The organism is Psychrobacter sp. 1U2 (assembly GCF_051847575.1).
In genome coordinates this window covers 1-935 of the sequence record NZ_JBPYDC010000622.1, presented here as the reverse complement: position 1 = coordinate 935, position 935 = coordinate 1, and the positions used below count along the sequence as shown (strand labels likewise).

The 935-nt window shown below is 41.7% G+C and carries 1 protein-coding gene; it reads right to left on the bottom strand.

The window, feature by feature from the left end; translation table 11 throughout:
• Nucleotides 1-641: response regulator transcription factor (locus tag ACS8FD_RS17675; RefSeq protein WP_439276813.1), on the bottom strand; the 641-nt coding region annotated here is incomplete at its 3' end.
• Nucleotides 642-935 lie beyond the last annotated feature (294 nt).

Below are 935 nucleotides of genomic sequence, written 5' to 3'. Positions count from 1 at the left end.
TCATCGTGGAAAGGTTGGAGTTTTTTGCGCAGGCGCGAGACATGTACATCAAGGCTACGATCGAACGGCTGCAGTTCACGCTGCAACACATGCTCTGATAGCCATGCCTTACTCACCACCTCGCCTTTTTGTTTGAGTAGCGCGACTAACAAATCAAATTCTGTCCCCGTCACTTGTAGCTCTACGCCATCTATCTGACAAAGTCGCTGATTTTGATTCAGATGCAAACGACTCTCTGGTAGCGGCGTATGCTCTGATGCTGCCGCATTAGTGCGCTTGATAACGGCATTGATGCGTGCCAGCAACTCACGCGGATTGCAGGGTTTAGTAATGTAATCATCAGCGCCAAGCTCAAGCCCAATGATACGATCAATCTCTTCACCTTTTGCCGTCAACATAATGACTGGAATATCACTAACATTTGGCAACTGACGCAGCACACTAAGCCCATCGATTTTAGGCATCATAATATCAAGTACCAGCAAATCATAAGCAGAAGTATCATTAGATGCGGTTTTAAGCTTCTGGATGACCGCCTCACCATCATGAACGCAGTCACATTGAATGCCATGATTGTGCAAGTATTCTTGTAATAACTGGGTCAACTCTTCGTCATCATCACCTAGCAATATATTTGGCACATCTGTCTCCTTGAGCCTTAATAGCGTTATCACCCATATTATCAGGCATGTGCTTATCAATACGCTATAAACGTTACTTTTCTTAATACTTCATAAATGTTCGCAACCTTTAACTGTCGTAAGATAACTCCTATCAACAGCAAGCATTGCTTTTATACATTGTGCTTATACAGCGTGGTGCTTATAGAGTAGCTGACAGTACTTATCTACAACGTTCTAAAAATCATGCTTGCAAGATAAAAATTTAATGTTCATTTAACAAAACCGAATTAAATAAAGGATATCTTTATGAAA